At 36.9% G+C, this 493-nt stretch carries 1 protein-coding gene; it reads left to right on the top strand.

The window, feature by feature from the left end; translation table 11 throughout:
* The coding region (locus V7659_RS04445; RefSeq protein WP_335538367.1) for an SCO7613 C-terminal domain-containing membrane protein at positions 1 to 325 on the top strand (325 nt) is incomplete at its 5' end.
* Between the last annotated feature and the right edge of the window lie 168 nt (positions 326 to 493).

Genomic DNA, 493 nt, shown 5'->3' with positions numbered 1-493 from the left:
TCAGGATGGCTTGGCGAGCAACACAATTTATGATGCAATCATTGTCGGGACGCTTTCCTTGTTGTCGCTGCTGGCAGGAATGTTCTTACAAATTAAATCATATTTCTTTGTAGGAGCTGGCGTATTATTATTAAACGTATTCCTGCAAACAAGACCGTACTGGGGAAATATGCCGTGGTGGTTCTATTTATTAATTGCTGGACTAATCTTAATTACGGTTGCCAGCTTTAATGAATGGAATAAGCAAAAAGTGAATAAAGGAGAAACCACCTTTATTATGGTTCTTAAGGAAAAAGTAATTAGTACAATGAAAAAGTGGGATTGAATGTTAATATAANNTATCTATTGTATCTGGAGGAGCCTGTCACCAAGGGATTACTATGTCCCTTGGTTGACGGGCTTTTTTGCATATTCAAAAAGGGTCTGTTAAAACACAGACCCTTTTATTTTTTGGCTATGTTAAAGCTAATCTTATAATTTGGCACCCTGTTGA

Source organism: Neobacillus drentensis (assembly GCF_036966985.1).
GTDB classification, from domain to species: Bacteria; Bacillota; Bacilli; order Bacillales; family Cytobacillaceae; genus Neobacillus; species Neobacillus drentensis_E.
The sequence above is the reverse complement of the archived record's forward strand: the minus strand, read 5'-3'. Positions and strand labels throughout refer to the sequence as shown.